Source organism: Enterococcus sp. 3H8_DIV0648 (assembly GCF_002140655.1).
GTDB lineage: Bacteria > Bacillota > Bacilli > Lactobacillales > Enterococcaceae > Enterococcus_A > Enterococcus_A hulanensis.
In genome coordinates this window covers 217523-220308 of record NZ_NGLG01000001.1, presented here as the reverse complement: position 1 = coordinate 220308, position 2786 = coordinate 217523, and the positions used below count along the sequence as shown (strand labels likewise).

The following is a 2786-nucleotide window of genomic DNA, read 5'->3' as shown; positions in this document are numbered from 1 at the left end:
GAATCGCTGTCTGAATCTGAGTCGCTATCCGAATCTGAATCACTGTCTGAGTCCGAATCGCTATCCGAATCTGAGTCACTATCTGAATCCGAGTCGCTATCTGAGTCCGAATCGCTATCCGAATCTGAGTCGCTATCTGAATCCGAGTCGCTATCCGAGTCCGAATCGCTGTCGGAATCTGAGTCGCTATCTGAGTCCGAATCGCTATCCGAATCTGAGTCACTATCTGAGTCCGAATCGCTATCCGAATCCGAATCGCTATCACTGTCGGAATCACTATCTGAGTCTGAGTCGCTGTCTGCATCAGAATCACTGTCTGTATCATCATCTTCGACATATTTGATTACAGTATCTTTTTTATGATCCAAAAACTTAGGAGGCTTGTATCCTTTGTTTGGATTATCTGGGTCAACTAACTCTAATGGATTTCCATACTCATCAGTCGCTTGATATCCAGGATAATATGGAATTATCTGCTTACTTCTCGGATCGTCAGCGTCTAATGCTTTTGTTGGGTCATCCGGGTCGTTCCAATAATGTAACGGTAAATGGTCCACGGTGGCTTCTTCGGGATCAGGCCAATCGGCTGTATATTTCCCCATTTCATAATAGATATAAGTAATTTCAGATATACCATCTCTATCCACAACCATATCATCATCAGAATCCTCAGATTTTCCGACATAATAATTTCCAGTTATAACTTCGATTTTCTCCTCAATTACTTCATCAACTTTTGTATCAACTGTTACGTAACGTTCATCTGGCCGCCCCATATCTGGATCAACATAGACATAGTGATAAATAACCTTCGCATCATTCGCAGCGTAGACATATATCACTACCGAACTGCCATCCGCATCCACTTTCATATCATCATCAGAGTTCGCATCAATTTGCTTAAAGGTATAGCCTTCGATCTCAGTGATTTTCCCATTAATTGGTGAACCAACCGTGGCTTGCTCTGTTTGATCTTCTTCCAGAGTCTCACCTTTCTCATTGACATATCGATGAGTAACTGTTGCTTTATTTGCTGTATAGATATAAGTCACAACCGATTTCCCGCTGCGATCAACGATCATATCGCTATCGGAATCCTCTCCTTTAGCAGAGTAGGTGTAATTCTCAATATCAATGATTCGCTCAGGAATCGCGGCATCAACGGTAGAAGCTTCATTATGATCAGAAATGATCGAATCGCCATTTTCGTCAACATAACGATAGGTTATCTCCGCGGCATTGGGCTTATAAAAGTAAACAACGATTGAACTACCATCTTCATTAACTTTCATATCTGGATCAGAATTAGCGCTATCTTCTCCATCATACGTATACCCTTCAATAGAAATCTTCTCATGTGGAATAATATCTCCAGACACAGCGTTCTTCACTACATCCTCAATCACTTTATTCCCTGATCGGTCAATATAGCGATAAGTCACTTTTGTTTGAACAACATTCCCACCTTGGTCAGACAATGGTCCTGCTTTTCCAAGAGTAAAAATCTCGTTTTCAACTTGATCAATGATTACTTTATACGCATCAGCCAATTTGATAAGTTCTGCTGTGGTAACTGTAGGATTGGAAGATGTAGCACCTGCTCGACCTGCCATTAATGCGGCATAAGGTTCATCCAATACATTGTGATAACTCCAACCAGGCATAATTTCAAAATAGTTATCATAAGCTAAAGAAGCATTTGCCTTATCAACGGCTTCATTTCTTTTTTGGATAGCGCCTGGTACTGCAGCTTTTAATTCGTTGGCCGCAATTGTCACACCGCCGTAATAATTCACCGTATCATTTTCTTGAGCTTGTAATAAAGCAGTAATTAAACTAGCAATTTCTGGTTCATTTTGAACAGTTTGTGCCATCATCAAAGCAGGTTGAACAATTTCTACATCGACTTTTTCTTCTAATGGTGTTTTTTGTACACCGACTTCATCTGTTGAAGCCGTTTCTGCTTTCACCTCTGATGGCTCGACATTTTCAGAAACTTCTTTTGTTTCCTCAGCTACAGGTTCAGTACTTTCCTCTGCTGCTTTTCCTTCCTCAGCAACTGGAACATCCACTGCTTGTTCGATTACTTCCGGTTCTAACGGTGGTGTCTCCTCAGAAGGTTCCACTGACTGCTCAATAGCTGCCGGATCGATTGCTTCAATTGCTGATGCTGAAGATGATCCACCCAAGATCATTGCTCCGATTACACTACTTTTCACTACCCAATTCTTTTTAACCTTATGCATCCGATATCTTCTGTAAGATGTTCTGGATTGCTTTTTCATTTGGTAATACTTACGTTTCATCCTTAACCTCCTCTTCTTGAGAAAAGAGGTCACGCTCCTTTGAATACAGAACGTGACCTCTTACTAAATGGAATCTACGACTTAGGCCTTGTTATCTCCTTTTTTGCGTTTCTTTGATCCCCCATAGAAGGCTAATCCCATAGAAACTAAACCTAATCCAGCAACTGAATAGAGCATTTGGTCATCATTTGTATTTGTACTTGGCAGTTTCTTAGCACTTGTTCCAGAACCAGAAGAACCAGTTCCCGTTTTCTTATCATCATCCGAGTCGCTATCGCTATCACTGTCAGAATCACTATCCGAGTCACTGTCGCTGTCAGAATCGCTATCTGAATCTGAGTCGCTATCGCTGTCGGAATCACTATCCGAATCTGAGTCGCTATCGCTGTCGGAATCACTATCCGAGTCGCTATCACTGTCAGAATCGCTATCTGAATCTGAGTCGCTATCGCTGTCGGAATCGCTATCTGAGTCTGAGTC

General features: G+C 41.6%; 2 protein-coding genes. Both read right to left on the bottom strand.

Going from position 1 to position 2786, the window contains the following annotated elements; genetic code table 11:
* The coding region (locus A5875_RS24070; protein WP_254911834.1) for a MucBP domain-containing protein at positions 1-2306 on the bottom strand (2306 nt) is incomplete at its 3' end.
* 81 nt (positions 2307-2387) lie between these two features.
* The coding region (locus tag A5875_RS01035; RefSeq protein WP_141108315.1) for an LPXTG cell wall anchor domain-containing protein at positions 2388-2786 on the bottom strand (399 nt) is incomplete at its 5' end.